The 15,415-nt window shown below is 58.8% G+C and carries 7 protein-coding genes and 1 other RNA gene; 3 read left to right on the top strand and 5 right to left on the bottom strand.

The window, feature by feature from the left end:
* Position 1 precedes the first annotated feature (1 nt).
* From rsgA to EO174_RS11075, 4 genes are all read right to left on the bottom strand, one after another.
* On the bottom strand, positions 2-1,093 hold the full coding sequence (gene rsgA / locus EO174_RS11060; protein ID WP_126944536.1) for a ribosome small subunit-dependent GTPase A: 1,092 nt from the start codon (positions 1,091-1,093) through the stop codon (positions 2-4).
* 124 nt (positions 1,094-1,217) lie between these two features.
* Positions 1,218-8,180 carry a calcium-binding protein gene (locus EO174_RS23375; protein WP_126944539.1) on the bottom strand — a complete coding sequence of 2,321 codons (6,963 nt, stop codon included), beginning with the start codon at positions 8,178-8,180 and terminating at the stop codon, positions 1,218-1,220.
* Positions 8,181-8,563: 383 nt separating this feature from the next.
* Positions 8,564-9,985 (bottom strand): HlyD family type I secretion periplasmic adaptor subunit, encoded by a 1,422-nt coding sequence (locus tag EO174_RS11070; RefSeq protein WP_126944542.1) that lies wholly within the window; start codon positions 9,983-9,985, stop codon positions 8,564-8,566.
* Positions 9,982-12,147 (bottom strand): type I secretion system permease/ATPase, encoded by a 2,166-nt coding sequence (locus EO174_RS11075; RefSeq protein ID WP_126944545.1) that lies wholly within the window; start codon positions 12,145-12,147, stop codon positions 9,982-9,984. Before EO174_RS11075 ends, EO174_RS11070 begins: the two co-directional genes overlap by 4 nt.
* 288 nt (positions 12,148-12,435) lie before the next feature.
* Here EO174_RS11075 and EO174_RS11080 point away from each other — a divergent pair, with 288 nt between their 5' ends.
* The 3 genes from EO174_RS11080 to EO174_RS11090 are packed head-to-tail and all read left to right on the top strand — an operon-like array spanning position 12,436 to position 15,059.
* Positions 12,436-13,707 (top strand): pyridoxal phosphate-dependent aminotransferase, encoded by a 1,272-nt coding sequence (locus EO174_RS11080; protein WP_126944548.1) that lies wholly within the window; start codon positions 12,436-12,438, stop codon positions 13,705-13,707.
* On the top strand, positions 13,707-14,330 hold the full coding sequence (locus EO174_RS11085; RefSeq protein WP_126944551.1) for an SGNH/GDSL hydrolase family protein: 624 nt from the start codon (positions 13,707-13,709) through the stop codon (positions 14,328-14,330). Before EO174_RS11080 ends, EO174_RS11085 begins: the two co-directional genes overlap by 1 nt.
* Positions 14,331-14,387: 57 nt before the next feature.
* On the top strand, positions 14,388-15,059 hold the full coding sequence (locus EO174_RS11090; protein WP_104648793.1) for a methyltransferase: 672 nt from the start codon (positions 14,388-14,390) through the stop codon (positions 15,057-15,059).
* A gap of 34 nt (positions 15,060-15,093) precedes the next feature.
* Here the strand turns inward: EO174_RS11090 and EO174_RS11095 are convergent.
* Positions 15,094-15,169: non-coding RNA, sX9 sRNA (locus EO174_RS11095), on the bottom strand.
* Positions 15,170-15,415: the final 246 nt, after the last annotated feature.

The following is a 15,415-nucleotide window of genomic DNA, read 5'->3' on the forward strand; positions in this document are numbered from 1 at the left end:
CTCAGCGTCGCCCGGTGCGATCGACGCTGGCGGGCCGCCGGCCCGATCCCTTGCCCCGGTTGTTCTGTGCCAGGCGCGTGGCGAGCTTTTCGGCCGCCGCGGCCACTTCCACGCGCAGCTTCATGTAGTTGGCCACCCGCTCCGGGTCCAGCGTATCGGCCTCGATCGCCGCACGCACCGCACAACCGGGCTCGGCGATATGCGCGCAATCGTTGAAACGGCACTGCGCCGCCAGCGCCTCCACATCGGAGAAGCCACCCTCGGCCAGATCCTCTTCGCCGGTGGGCTTGAGCTCGCGCATGCCGGGCGTGTCGATCAGGCACGCACCGGACGGCAACGGAATCAACGCGCGATGGGTGGTGGTATGCCGGCCACGCGAATCGTTCTCGCGCACCGCGTTGGTCTTCATCTTCTGCGCGCCGAGCAAGGTGTTGGTCAGCGTCGACTTGCCGGCGCCCGACGAGCCCACCAGCACCGCGGTGCGGCCATCGCCCAGCCACGGCCGCAGCGCAGCCACGCTCTCGGGATCCTTGGCATTGACCGCGCGCAACGGGATGTTCTGCGCCTCCAGCTCTTCCAGCACCGCCAGTGCATCCTCGGCGTACTCGGTCTGGTCGGCCTTGGTCAGCACCACCACCGGCTCGGCACCGCCGCCGCCGACCAGCAGCAAATAGCGTTCGATGCGGCGCGGATTGAAGTCCGCATCCAGCCCGCACACGATGAACACCGTATCGATGTTGGCCGCGATCACCTGCTGGTGGTAATGCTCGCCGGCCGCGCCACGCTTGATCGAGGTGCGCCGCGGCAGCAAGGCCACGATGCGCTTGCCCTCCATCAGCACCCAATCGCCCACCGACGCCCGCTCATGGCTGGGAAACCGCGGCCGCTGCCACTCCGGCAACGACTCGGCCTTGAGGCTGGCCTCCGGCGTATCGGCCACCACATAGCCGGTGCGGTGCTGTTCCACCACCCGCGCCGGCAGCGCCTGCGGATGCGCGGCAAAGATCGCCTGCCAGGCCGCCTCTTCCGGCGGCCCGGGCCAGGGCCAGCCGATGGATTGGAGGGTGGGGTAATTTGGGGAGATGGGGCTCATGGGGCGATTCTACGCCCACTGCTATTTGCGACATCCACCACGTGCAATGCCACGTGGATTTTTGCCAGACCCCGCAAAAGCCATGACGGCTTTTGCGAGGAAAGGATTCAGCACCAATTGATCGTCAGACTGCAGCGATCATGAGATGCGGCTGATTGCCGCGTTCGCTCCAGGACTGCGCAAAAACCTCCTGCCCAGCTTCGCCCTGTGCCATCGCACCGATCAACTGACTCAACTCCGCCCCACCGACCAGACTGTCAACCTGGTCTGCGGTGAGTTCGCTCCAGTTCTGGTCGTATAAGCGGTCGACACGATTGGTCGCTTCCGTGTACCAATCTTTGAACGTCAAGCTACCTGACTGGTCAGTCAACGTTGCGACCATGTCATCGCCAGCTCGGGCGAAGCTGAATTGATCGAACCCGGCTCCGTTCAACTGCAATATATCTTCGCCATAGGCATCGACATTCACGATGGTGTCGTGGCCTTGGCCAGCGGTGTAGCCATAAAAGTCATCGCCATCGCCGCCAACCAGCGTGTCGTCTCCACCGTTGCCGTCCAACTCATCAGCACCATCACCACCGTACAAAACGTCGCGGCCGGCACCGCCAGAGATCGTGTCATAGTCCCCAAGACCGCTCAGCACGTTGTCTTGTGCATTCCCTTTCAACCAATTGCGGAACTCATTACCGGTACCGTTTATGGCGTCACCGAGCAGAATCAGCGACTCCAGATCTTGCGTCAAAATAAAATCGATACTGGCAGCTACCGTGTCGCCATTGCGATAAGGGTGTTCGCCCATCGCGGGAATCCCAGGCGCTCCTGGCGCACCGACGGAAGAGCTCGTCACGTTGCGCGACAACTGCACGGCCATTGACATCGGAATCGAAGGCGCCTCCCCCTCGGTTTCGATGATGACATCTCCAACACTGTCGACATAGTAAAGATCGTCGCCACCACCGCCCTCCATGCGATCATCACCCGCACCACCGATAAGGGTGTCGTTGCCCCATGCACCGATCAAGGTGTCATTCCCTGCAGCACCGTCCATCCAGTCTGCTTGGTAAGAGTAATCGTCCACAGCCGCTGCGGTCAGGATATTGGCTCCGGCATTACCCTGCAGGGTATTGGAGTCTCCATTGCCAGTCCCGTTGAGATCGGCAGTCCCATCAAGGATCAACTGCTGCAAGTTTATGCCCAGCGTGTAGTCGATACCGCTGATTACCGTATTGATATCTGTTCGCCAAAAATCTTCCAATCCGCTGTTGTATCCATTATCGAAGATCGAGTCACCAGCATCATCCACCACGTACGTATCGCTTCCCCTGCCGCCACGCATCATATCCGCGCCGGCGCCACCGTCGAGTAGATCGTCACCGCTTTCGCCTTCCAATTGGTCGTTACCCTCCAATCCAGATAGCCGATCATTGCCGATGCTTCCACGCAGGATGTCGCTGCCCGTAGTTCCATTCAGGGCTAGGTCCGGGCTCACGGCATTGGCATGCAGCCATGCGGAATCCCATACAGTTCCGTTGGCGAAGGTCACTGACTCGATCGCTGCCATGCCGCTTTCGCCGAAAAATCCAACGATGGTGAGCGGCGACTGCCCCTCCACATACATCTGCAAGTCATAGCCCAGCTTGTAGAGGGTAAGATCGCCAGGAGATAGGTCAGCATTGAAAACTATCCGGTCTGTTCCGCCGCGGTCTTGTATTGCCTGGATTCCGTAGCCCTTGCCGAACACGTAGGTATCCCCGGCAGTGCCACCAGAAATGTGTACATCACCTGGCCCGAGGTCGAACCAGGTGGCTCCCGCCATTTCATAATTATAATCGCGCCCAGTACTCTGAATGCCGATGACGTAGCCGCCAGTAGCATAGAAATTGGTATAGCTAGAACCGCCAATGGTGACTTCGATAGGCTCGAGAGGTGCGCCAAGTTTCTCCACAATCTCGTCTTGGCCCCAAATGCTGCCATCGGCGAAGTGCAACGCATTGATCGGGCCGCCACTGCCCCATTGCTCGGCTGTCAGAAAGTGTCCCAACACCATCAACCGGTCGGTGTATCCCTCGATATCGATTACCAAGGCATCCCCCGAACGCGCGAGGCGAATGTTTTCCGTGGTGATTCCTTCACCAAGCTCAATCAAATCATGGTCGGGTTCCGCTGTTCGCCAATTACTAATGAAATCAAGCCCAGAGCCAATGCCGAAGCGATAAATATCGTTCCCGGTATCGCCACTAAGGATATCCGAACCACTGCCTCCCACCAAAATATCGTTACCTGCACCACCCGACAAGCTGTCATTTCCGGCACCACCATAGATGGTGTCGTCGTTCTCCAACCCTTGGACAATATCGTTACCCAAACCGGAATCGATAAATTCATCCTTTGGATAAAAAATTATAATATTGTCGTTACGGTGCGACCCCCCCATGGATTGATATAATATTTCTTGTACATCCCAAACAGTGCCATCGGCGAATATGACCTGCTCGATAGGATCAAGCGTAGGGATCCCAGGGGATCGTATGTCGTAAAATCCTCCCAATGTAATTGAGTCACTGGCCCCCTCAATGATGAGTTGCAAAGAACCCCCATAAATATCATTGTTATAAACGACAATATCTTCCTTCAGTACACTGGCATCAAACCTAACACTCCCGCGCCAACCAGGCGATCCCAGGATGAAGTCGCTACCGCCACCACGGCCAAACTCGTAGATATCTGCCCCCGTACCTCCATAGAGCACGTCATTACCGGCTCCGCCGTTCAGAATATCCGCGCCTAGTCCTCCATAGAGTGAGTCATTGCCTGCACCACCTATCAGAATGTCATCACCGCCATTTCCGTAAATATAGTCATCACCTTCCCCGCCATCCAGATAATCGTTATACCACACCCCCATCTGCCAATAATAATAAATGTGGAGAAAATCCCCTATCAAAGTATCCTGACCATTGCCACCATAAATTGTATCGTCCCCCAGCATTCCAACTAGAAGATCATCACCGTCATACCCGTAAATCTCATCGTTCCACGAATTTCCTTCGATCTCATCCGCGCCGCGCCACAACATCTCTGGCAAAAGCTCGCTGCCGTCGGCCAGCAAGATTCGTGCGGTCGGCCCACTCGCGCCGGCGTACCCCTCAATGGTGAGGCTCTGACCGGTCTCGGTAACGGTCATTATCAGAGCGCCGTTCTTTAGCGCGTAATACATATCCGCTGGATTGACGATATCAACTAGTTGTACTTGCCGAACATCGGCAACAGGATCGAAGGTAATGGTGTCGTTGCCGTAGCCAGTGCCGTAGCGGAAAACGTCGGAGCCCGCTCCGCCGGACAGATGGTCGTCGCCGGCTCCGCCGTCGAGAAGATCGTTGCCATCGCCACCTTCGAGCAGGTCGTTTCCGCCCCCTCCGAATACAAGATCGTTGCCGATTCCGCCATTGAGCGAATCATTGCCATCTTGGCCGTAAATTCTGTCGTTACCAGCCTCGCCATACAGTTCGTCGTCTTGGTCGCTGCCTTGCAACTCGTCATCGCCCGCAGTACCACCACCAAGTAAGCTCAGAGCATCAGCCCGACCCATCGTCGAACCATCGCCAAAGACGATCCGGTGCCCGCCACTGTCGCGTGCAAGAAAGCCTTCCAGGCGAAGCGATTGGTCTGTACCGAATGTCATCACCAGTGCGCTACCGCTCCGCCGGAACGTTGCCTGATTCCTAGAAAGGCCGGTGAGCGTGATGGTGTCGCTTCCCGCCGATTGGCTACCCAAACCAATCACCTCATCATGACCATCACCGGCCTTGATAAGATAAGTATCGTTTCCTTCTGCACCGACAAGGGTGTCGTTGCCGGTGCCACCATCGAGTTGATCGTCACCCCGACCGCCGTCGAGGTAGTCATCACCTGCATCGCCAGCGATCTTGTCGTTGCCAGAGTAAATACCAAACTGATCGTCACCGTACAAAATGTCGCTGCCTTCGCCGCCGACGGTCTGGTCATTGCCGGCGCCGCCTATGACAATGTCATCGCCTTTATCGCCAGATAGCGTGTCATCTCCATCGCTGCCTTCAAGATAGTCGTTGCCGTTTCCTCCATTGACCTGATCATTTCCTTCCGCAGCGGTCACGGTGTCGTTGCCATCTCCCCCATTTATTAAATCGTTGCCGCCACCACCATAAATGCTATCGTTGCCATCACCTGCATCTACATAATCGTCGCCTTCGTCTCCATCAATCACGTCGTTTCCAAGGCCGCCTCTGATTGAGTCATTTCCAAGCTCGCCATCGATAACATCATCACCTTGATTTCCGTCAATATTGTCATCACCATCTCCTCCAACCAAAGTATCTTCCCCACTGCCTCCGCTTAAACGATCATTACCAGTCCCGCCGTAAATGAAATCCCGGCCTTCGTCGCCGATTAAGTTATCGTCGCCATCCTCTCCAAATAACCTATCGTCGCCTGTGCCGCCTATCAACGTATCGCCCCCCCCACCCCCTTGCAGTTCGTCATCATCAGCGTCTCCCAAGAGAGTGTCGTTTCCCGCTTGACCTTGCAGAAGATCTTTTCCCGATCCTCCGCTGAGATAGTCGTCGCCAGCGTTACCTTGAATCTCGTCGTTGCCTGCCTCGCCATATATCCGGTCATTCCCATGGAATTGAAGAGCTAGGTCGCTACCGGACGCGTCTCCCAGCAATAGATCATCCCCATCGCCGCCACGTATGACATCATCACCTCCGAGACCGATAATCGTGTCAACGCCTGACCCACCATCGATGACGTCATTACCATGCTGGGACTCATCAATTCCGACGGCATCACCCAAGATGTAGTCTGCACCGTCCCCTCCTAAAAGAGTATCGTTACCGCTATCGCCATAGATTCGGTCGTTACCCGCACCTCCATCAATGTAGTCGTTCCCTGGCAATCCCGCAGACACATAGGAGTATGTCAGGCCGTAGTCGACACGGTCTCCTTGAAGGATGTCGTCGCCTTCTCCTCCACTAATGACATCATTGCCACCCTGGCCAAATATTCGATCCTCGCCAGTACCACCTAGAATAATATCGTTTCCTGACGTATTGGCCCTGTCTGAAATTTGAGTGGCCATGAAGCTCCAGATACCATCAGCGGAAGAAAAATCGTCTCCGAAAATAAGATCATCGCCATCTTCCCCATCAATATAGTCATGATCGCTTCCGCCGAGAAGCAGGTCGTTTTGCGCCCCTCCCAGGAGGGTATCATTACCTTCACCGCCGTAAGCAACGTCGGAACCATCGCCGCCGTCAATGTCATCATTCCCGCTCGGTAGAATATTTGGATTCGTTTCTACCCAAGGATCCTGGCCGTTTGTATAATAAGCTCTCACGGAAAAATTAAAGATATTCTGTGTTGCATCTGAGCCGGCGGGAGTATTTCCTGAGACTTCGCTTAACCATCCATTTCCCACCGATATAATCCCTGTTCGAGCTGCAGACTCACTATACCAAGCGTCACGCTCGCTTGAGCCCAGCTCATCTTTTGGCTTGCGCCATGCCATGAGCATTGACGATCCAATCAATATATCGTCACCCAAGCCGCCAAGGAGCCGATTGGCTCCTGGCCCACCAAGGATTAGATCATTCCCATGGCCGCCATCTATCCAATCATCACCATATCCACCGGCAATTCCATCATTCCCGCCCAAACCAGAAATAATGTCATTCCCGCTTCTGACTTCGTCTGGACCTCCATCACGGCCGACCAAATCGTCATCGTTTGTCTGGGAGACCGGATTCTCCGGGCTCCAGGGCTGGCCCAGTCCCGGCAGGGTAATATTTAGACCGCCGTTCGACCAATTCTTGACGACGATGCGGCCGCCGCTTTCACGATGCGTGATGATTAGTGTCGATTTATCACCATTCGGAACGGATTGCAGACGAAAGACGCCATCATGGGTCTCCCACCCAAGACCATCGCGCGAGACCGTGTTTACCGAAAGGTCTCCGATAGCAACGCCTTCAAACGTAATTTTCCCTATGCCATCAGTATCAATGATCGTATCTTCAGTGATTTCATCTAGATCACGGACTCTGAATTCATACGTATCAAATCCCTTTCCGCCCTGTAATAAGTCCGATCCGCGCCCGCCGTGCAAATGATCATCTCCCAAGCCTCCATTGAGGGTATCTGGGCCCGCATATCCAACCAAAAAGTCGTCCCCATCACCCCCACTTAACTTATCGATGAGGTCACCACCGTATAAGGTATCGTTTCCCGACCCGCCTATCAGTGTACTGGAATAACTTTTATCATACTGCGCGCTCAGCTGATCATCCTGCTGAGTTCCAAAAGCGAGATAGTCGTTCAGTCCAGGTAGGTAGGCGCTACCTCCATTTTTGATTTGAAAGACTATCGATTGATACGCATCCTCTCGCATATCTTCAGGTTCTTTCGCGAAATCAAAGAAGTATTCCGCAACGTCGTCGGCGACATTCCCACCTAATACCCCTGCGATTGAACCGATAACGGCGATCCCTGCAAGTACTGGCCAGGAAGCGACGCCCGAGGCAACCGCTACACCGGTAAGTACTCCGGTAACGACCGCATTAACCCAAGAACCGGCGTAAACAGCCATAGCTGCTGTCAGATCACCTTGCGCCGCTTTTGTAATGACGTCTAATTCATCAAGCCCCTTAGAGGCAAATTTGAAAAACTTCTCAGAGCCACCACCAAGCGCTATTCGTGTACCCTCCTTGTCTAACGCACTTATAACTCCGGACGCAAAATCCTTTAACGCTACGGCAGGATCTTTTTCTTTATCTAACAAGTCGAGCTGACGGCTTGCGTCAGCTATCATTCCTTCGGTCCACGAATTTAATATTGCATTACCGTCTACGGCAAATCTATCGGCGTAGGATTTCAATAGCTCTATATTCTGCTCAAGTGTTTCAGAGTAGAGATTAAAGAGCGTAGTGGGTTCTACATTGGAATCGCCGTGTAATGCTTTTGCATCCGCGAAAGCTGACTCGATGTTGCCGGCAAGCGCTGCAGATATTTCGGTGAGAAACATCGCATATCTGTCATTTTCATCTTGATTCATAAGAAATTCCTTTTTTATTTAATTACCGAGTATAATTTCGGAAATTTATTTAATGGCAATGGGAATTCACAACATTGATTAGAACTAGTTAGACTCCAATCGCGCCATGTGTTTGTGAGCATCTTTAAATGTAAAAAGATCCAATTTTCATCGCACCTTCTGCAGTCCAGAGCACATTCAAGGGTTTACATTTCAACTCTTGATGCAACGTGACGATTGACGATGAATTTTGGGAAATCCATTCCCCCTATCGCCCCACGCTCCACGTCCACAAATCGCCCCTCCCCCAGCCAGACCTGCTCCTTCCATTTCATCTTTACTTGCAGCCAGACATACACATCATGACCCAGGCCAAACCGACGAGCATCAGCAGTTTCATAACTTCATCTCTCTCTCAAAGATTCCGAGCCATGCATTCGTAAGGGACTCAATAAATAGTCAATCACACGCCGCTTTCCAGTTTTAACCTCAGCACTCAAGCTCATCCCGGCACTCATCCGCACCTTGACCCCATCGATCGCCAGCGTGCTGCCGTTCAATTTGATGCGTGCAGGAAACACCAGGCCCAGCTTTTCGTCCTGCGCGGCATCATGCGAGACGCTGGCGACCGTGCCGGTCAGGTAGCCGTAGCGGGTATAGGGGAAACTGTCGACCTTGACGGTGACCGGTTGGCCGGGACGCATGAAGCCGATGTCCTTGTTCAGGACGGTGACCTCTACTTCCAAGGCTTCTTCGGCAGGCACGACGACCAGTAACGGCTGTGCGGGCGTCACCACACCGCCCACGGTGTGCACGGCCAGCTGCTGGATAGTGCCGTCCACGGGCGCGTGCAGGGCCATCAGCTTGTCGCGCTGGCCGGTCTTGGCAACGTCCTGGGTCAGTTGGCCGGCTTGTTCGCTAGCTTGGCGCAGCGCGTCCAGCGCTTGCTGGCGTGTGTCGGTAACCAGCACGCGCAATTCCTCTTGCGCTGCGCTGATGGCCGAGCGTATTTCCTGCAGGCGATTACGCTGGGTGGCGAGCTGGCTTTCTGCGGCGATGCGTTCCTGTTCGCGTAACAGATAGTCGTGGCGGCCGACGTACTTGCCTTCGACAAGGCGGGCGTAGTCTTCCGCGCGCACCTTGGAAATGCGTGCGGATTCGGCCAGCGGTGCGATGGCGTCCTGGGTGGTCTGCAGTTCGGCCTGACGTTGGGCGATGCTGGCTTGGAGGTTATGCAGGCGGGCCTGGAAGGCATCGAATTGGCTACTGACCAGTTGCTGCTCGTTGGCGACGCGCTCTGCGGGTAGATCCGGTGCCGCGCCCAGCTGCGGTGGCTGCCCGGTGGCGATGGCGGTTGCCAGGGCGGCCTGACGCAGCGCGGCGAGCCGTGCATTGATCAGGGCATCGCCGGCCTGGGCAAATTCGGCACCGGTGGCGGTGGCATCGAGTTCGACCAGCAACTGGCCCTTCTTCACCGCTTGTCCGTCGCGCACCAGGATCCTGCGCACGACTGCCGTCTCTGCGGTCTGCACCACCTTGGTTCGCGAATCGACCACGGTCTTGCCGGGTGCCACCGCGACGATGTCGAGCTTGCCCAGGCATGCCCACAGCAGCGCCACACAGAAGAAGCCGATGATGATGCGCATCGTCCAACGTGCGGTGGGCGAGACCGGCGTTTCGGTCAGCTCAAGATGTGCGGGCAGGAATGCACGCTCATCGGCGCTGCGCTCGGGCGGGTCGAGCTGGCGGCGCACCGCCCAGGCCGATTTGAATATCTTGAGGTAGCGGAGGAAGAAATCGCGCCATCCCTGGAGCAGGTGCTTCATGGTGTCCCCTGTTGCAGTCTGTATAGATGCGCGTACTGGCCTTCCGGACGGTCGACCAGCTCGGCATGCGAGCCGCTCTCGACAATGCGCCCCTTCTCCACCACGACGATGCGGTTGGCCTGCCGTACGGTAGACAGGCGATGGGCGATGATCAGCACGGTGCGGCCCTTGCAGATCGTGCGCATGTTGCTCATCACCGCGTGTTCGGACTCGTAGTCCAGCGCACTGGTGGCTTCGTCGAGAATCAGGATGCGTGGGTCGCCGATCAGTGCGCGTGCGATCGCGATACGCTGGCGCTGCCCACCGGAAAGACCGGTGCCATGCTCGCCGACCTTGGTGTCGTAGCCCTCAGGCAATTCAAGGATGAAGTCGTGCGCGCCGGCCAGCTTGGCGGCGTTGATCACTCGCTCCAGCGGCATGCCGGGATCGGTCAAGGCGATGTTCTCGCGCACGCTGCGGTTGAACAAGAAGTTCTCCTGCAACACCACGCCCAGCTGCCGGCGGAGCCAGGCAGGATCGGCCAATGCCAGATCCTGCCCATCGATCAATACCCGCCCGCGCTCAGGCGTATAGAGCCGCTGCACCAGCTTGGTCAGCGTGCTCTTGCCGGAGCCGGAACGGCCGACGATGCCGATGATCTCGCCCGGGCGGATATCCAGCTCGATCCCGTTGAGCACCTCGGGTGCATCCGGCCGGTAGCGGAACGTGACCCGCTCGAACGTCACCTGCCCGCGGATCGGCGGCAAGGCCAGGCGACTGCCCGGCACCTCGGTGCGGGTATTGAGAATGTCGCCCAGCCGCTCGACCGAGATACCGACCTGCTGGAAGTCCTGCCATAACTGGGCCAGCCGGATGATCGGTGCGGTGACCTGGCCCGACAGCATGTTGAAGGCGATCAGCTGGCCGATCGACAGCTTGCCTTCCATCACTAGTTTGGCACCCCAGAACAGCACTGCCACAGCGGTGAGCTTCTGCACCAGTTGCACACCTTGCTGTCCCAGCGTTGCGATACGGGTGACGTTGAAACCGGCGCTGACATAGCCGGCCAGCTGATTGTCCCAGGTGCGGGTCACGCGTGGATCCACCGCCATCGCCTTGACCGTGCCGATACCACTGACGGTCTCTACCAGGAAAGATTGGTTGTCCGCACCGCGCGCGAACTTGTCGTTCAAGCGCTTGCGCAGCACCGGGGTGATCAGTCCAGAGATCGTGGCATACAGCGGCAGCGACAGCACCACAATCAAGGTCAGCCAGCCGCTGTACCAGAACATCACCGATAGAAAGACCACGGTAAAGAACAGATCCAGTACCGAGGTCAGCGCCTGCCCGGTGAGAAAGTTGCGGATGTTCTCCAGCTCGCGGACACGCGCGATGGTGTCGCCGACCCGCCGCGACTCGAAGTACGCCAACGGCAGCGACAGCACATGCCGGAACAGCCGCGCACCCAACTCCACGTCGATCTTGCTGGTGGTATGGGCGAAGACATAGGTGCGCAGGCCGGACAGCAGTACATCGAACACCGCCATCGAGACCAACCCGATCGCGATCACGTCCAACGTAGTCAGACCGTTATGCACCAGCACCTTGTCCATCACTACCTGATAGAACAGAGGCGTGATCAGCGCAAAGAGCTGGATGAAGAACGAGACGACGAAAACCTCGATCATCAACTTGCGGTACTTGACCACCGCCGGGATGAACCAGCTGAAGTCGAACTTGGCCAGATCGCCGAGCACCGAGGCCCGCGAGGCGACCTGCAACAACCGCCCCTGGTAACGCGCCTCGAACTCGGCGGGTGAAATGGAGCGCGGCCGCTTTTCCACCAGATCGTGGATCAGGATCTGATCCGCACCGACCTTGGCCACGATGAACGCATCCCCGTCCGGCACCAATGCCAGAGCCGGCAATGCGGCCATGCCAATGCGCGTTGCCGGCTGAGCAACGACCTTGGCTTTCAAGCCCAGTTGTTTGGCCGCCAGCAGCAGCGTGGTCTCGTCGAATGGCTCGCCCCCACGGCCAAAGCCATGCGCCAGCTGCGTCGCATCGGCGGCAATGCCATGAAATTGCGCAAGGAGGACGAGTCCCTGTAGCCCCAGATCCGGTCGGTCATGCACCGACGAGCCGCCCTCGACTAACGAGAGCGACGCACTTCCCCCTGACATAACGCGATCCTTGCTAAGAGCCGATGGGCTCAAGTGACGGAATAGAATCTTGGGATGTTAAGAACCTGTCAATCAGCCAACCCCTCGCTGATGATCTATTTTCTCAATCAGATGTCTTGCGGGCTGAGACGCAGCCACTGATGCCGATCGGGGCATTCCCTGATGGCAATACCTACTAATAAGTGAGCAGCAGGGCGCCGCCCCTTGAGATCCTTGCCGATGCAAGCATGTCCGCCTGTCCTATTTCCGCTACCATGCCAAGCCTCACGCCTACAACCGGCCCGTCGCATGTCCACTGCCCCGCAAAAGCCGCTCGCCATCCGCGAGCGTCTGTCCGAAGTCCGCTACGAAATCCGGGGCGAGCTGGCGCGACGAGCGCGGGAACTGGAGGCGCAGGGCCGCAAGCTGATCAAGCTCAATATCGGTAATCCAGGCGCGTTCGGGTTTCGTGCGCCGGAGCATCTGCAGCGCGCGATCGCCGATGACATGGGCCGCACCGATCCGTACACCCATCAGCAAGGCCTGCCGGAAGCGCGCGAGGCGATCGCCACCGCGTATGCGCGGCGCCAGCACCCGGATGCGCATCCGGACCGCATCTTCGTCGGCAACGGCGTCAGCGAGCTGATCGACCTGTCGCTGCGTGCGCTGCTCAATCCCGGTGACGAAGTGCTGGTGCCCTCGCCCGACTATCCGCTGTGGTCGGCCGCCACCATCCTCAACGATGGCCGTCCGGTGTACTACCGCTGCGCGCCGGAAAACGGCTTCCAGCCGGACCCGGTGGAGATCGAGACGCTTGTGTCCTCGCGTACCCGCGCCATCGTGCTGATCAATCCGAACAATCCCAGCGGCGCCAGTTATTCGCGTGAGTTGCTGGAGCGCATCGTGGCCATCGCCAGCAAGCACAACCTGCTGCTGATGGTTGATGAGATCTACGACCAGGTGCTCTACGACGACGCCGCCTTCGTGCCGGTGGCGCCATTGGCCGGTGCGCACCCGTGCATCACCTTCAGCGGCCTGAGCAAGGTGCACCGCGCCTGCGGCTGGCGCGTGGGCTGGGCGCTGCTGTCGGGCGAGCAGTCGCGCATCAACGACCTGCGCAACGCGATGGACCTGCTCGGCGCGCTGCGGCTGTGCGCCAACGTGCCGGGCCAGTACGCCATCGACGCGGCCGTCAACGGGCCGGACACCATCTCGGCGCTGTGTGCACCGGGCGGCCGCCTGTACGAAACCCGCCGCGCGGTGATCGAGGCCTGCGCGGCCAGCGAGCACCTGTCGCTGGTGGCGCCGGCCGGTGCGCTGTATGCGTTCCCGGCAGTGGTCGGGCCGGCCGCGCGCAACTTCGACGACCACGAGTTCGCGCTCGACCTGATGAACGAGGAAGGCGTGCTGGTGGTGCCGGGTTCCAGCTTCAACGTGCCCTACCGCCACCATTTCCGCGTGACCTTGATGCCGGAGGCGGCGGTGATGCGCGATGTGTTCGCACGCATCGACCGTGCCCTGGCGCGCCGCGCCGAGGCGGTGACCAAGGTGGTGCCGCTCAAGTCGCGCAGCGTGGCGTGATGGCGGTGGCCGGCACGCCGCTGCGCTATCTGGCGCTCGGCGATTCCTACACCATCGGCGAAGGGGTCGCCCCCGGGCAGCGCTGGCCGGCGCAACTGGTGGACGGTTTGCGTGCCTACGGCTGGAATGTGGCGCCGCCGCAGATCATCGCCACCACCGGCTGGACCACCGACGAATTGCAGGCCGGTATCGATGCCGCTGCGCCGCAGGGGCCGTTCGATCTGGTGAGCCTGCTGATCGGCGTCAACAACCAGTACCGCGGGCGCTCGCTGGACGAGTACCGCAGCCAGTTCGATGCGTTGTTGCTGCGTGCAATCGACTTGGCCGGCGGTATTGCACCGCGCGTGTTCGTGCTGTCGATTCCGGACTGGGGTCTGACCCCGTTTGCGCATGCACACGGCGGCGATGCGGCGCTGATCGGTGCCCAGATCGATGCCTTCAACAGCGTGGCCGCCGAACGTTGCGCCGCACGCTCGGTACGCTTTGTCGACATCACCGCCACCAGCCGCGATGACGGCGCTGCTGCCGACATGCTGGTCGACGATGGCCTGCATCCCTCCGGCGCCATGTATGCGCGCTGGACCGTATTGGCACTGCCTGCAGCGCGCGATGCCCTAAGCTAGCCGCGCAACACGCCTCACTGCCAAGGAACGACATTGCACAGCACCGCCACCCAACCCATGAGCCGCACACAGGCGCTGGCGATCGCGCGCGCATTTCTGCCGCCGCATCCGCTGGGCAATCGCTACGACTACTACTACACCCAGGCCAAGCTGCGCACCGATCCGCTGTATCCGGGCGTGCTGGCCGAGTTGCGCAGCACCACCGCGCCGGTGCTGGATCTGGGCTGCGGGCTGGGGCTGCTCGCGCACGCATTGCGCGCCGACGGCCAGGCACTGGCGTATCACGGGGTGGATGTGGACGCGTCCAAGATCCGCCGCGCGCAGCACATCGCGCAGCGCTCGGCACTGGGCACTACGCAGTTCGCCGTGGTCGACCTGAGTGTGGCGTGGCCGCAACACCGCGGCAGCGTGACCATTCTGGATGTGCTGCAGTATCTGCAGGCCGACATGCAGGCCAGCCTGCTGCGCAGCGTGGCGCAGATGCTGACGCCGGGTGCGAAGCTGGTGATCCGCAGCGCGTTGGGCGATGCCAGCAGCCGTGGCCGCACCAGCCGCGTGACCGACGTGCTGGCGCATCTGAGCGGCTGGATGCAGCGCATGCCGCGCAGCTATCCCACCCGCGACAGCCTGCAGGCGCAGCTGGATGCCGCCGGTCTGCGTGCCACCTTTGCGCCGTTGTACGGCAACACCCCGTTCAACAACTGGCTGATCGTGGCCGAGCCGCGCTGAGGCCGTGCACAACGTGCCTGGCTCGATTTAGAACAGCTGATGAAACGTAACGCGCGTTCGCCGGACGGATGTGGACGGCACGCAGAAACCGGGGTGTACGCGTAGCACATGCCGCAACGGGCACCGGCCGCGCAGCCGTTTTGACAGCCGCTGTTGACGTCATGCGGATGATCCTGGGCCACGTTGTTCGAGGGCGGTGCACCACCGCCCCAGAGAATCCGCTGGTTGCCTTGTTGAAAGCCATGCACACCGACCATCCCGACAAGTCCTTGCCCGCCCACCGTCGCGGGACCTTACGCGGCATGGATGCCGCGTAAGAGCCTACAAGGACGTACTTGCGGCGTGTCCTGCGAGGG

This window comes from Xanthomonas sp. BRIP62418, from assembly GCF_003993495.1.
Taxonomy (GTDB): domain Bacteria; phylum Pseudomonadota; class Gammaproteobacteria; order Xanthomonadales; family Xanthomonadaceae; genus Xanthomonas; species Xanthomonas euroxanthea.

Excerpts from the sequence above, each read along its gene's own strand:
- rsgA (WP_126944536.1), bottom strand. The coding sequence starts at position 1,093 with ATGAGCCCCATCTCCCCAAATTACCCCACCCTCCAATCCATCGGCTGG.
- EO174_RS23375 (WP_126944539.1), bottom strand. The coding sequence starts at position 8,180 with ATGAATCAAGATGAAAATGACAGATATGCGATGTTTCTCACCGAAATA.
- EO174_RS11070 (WP_126944542.1), bottom strand. The coding sequence starts at position 9,985 with ATGAAGCACCTGCTCCAGGGATGGCGCGATTTCTTCCTCCGCTACCTC.
- EO174_RS11075 (WP_126944545.1), bottom strand. The coding sequence starts at position 12,147 with ATGTCAGGGGGAAGTGCGTCGCTCTCGTTAGTCGAGGGCGGCTCGTCG.
- EO174_RS11080 (WP_126944548.1), top strand. The coding sequence starts at position 12,436 with ATGTCCACTGCCCCGCAAAAGCCGCTCGCCATCCGCGAGCGTCTGTCC.
- EO174_RS11085 (WP_126944551.1), top strand. The coding sequence starts at position 13,707 with ATGGCGGTGGCCGGCACGCCGCTGCGCTATCTGGCGCTCGGCGATTCC.
- EO174_RS11090 (WP_104648793.1), top strand. The coding sequence starts at position 14,388 with ATGAGCCGCACACAGGCGCTGGCGATCGCGCGCGCATTTCTGCCGCCG.